Source organism: Gilvimarinus sp. 1_MG-2023 (assembly GCF_030548285.1).
In genome coordinates this window covers 1-242 of the sequence record NZ_JAUOSC010001552.1, presented here as the reverse complement: position 1 = coordinate 242, position 242 = coordinate 1, and the positions used below count along the sequence as shown (strand labels likewise).

At 50.4% G+C, this 242-nt stretch carries 1 pseudogene; it reads left to right on the top strand.

Annotation, left to right across the window (positions count from 1 at the left end):
* Window positions 1-242, top strand: a pseudogene (locus Q4563_RS22005) (elongation factor 4); the annotation flags it as partial.

Here is a 242-nt window from a genome sequence, read left to right as displayed (position 1 = left end):
CGTTACCAGGATTCCAGAAGGTCAAACCACAGGTGTATGCCGGTTTATTCCCGGTGAGCTTGGATGACTTTGAAAGCTTCCGCGATGCGTTGGAAAAACTCTCCCTGAACGATGCTTCGCTGTTTCACGAGCCAGAAAATTCTGATGCGCTTGGGTTTGGTTTCCGCTGTGGATTCCTGGGCATGCTGCATATGGAGATTATCCAGGAGCGGCTCGAACGCGAATACGACATGGATCTGATT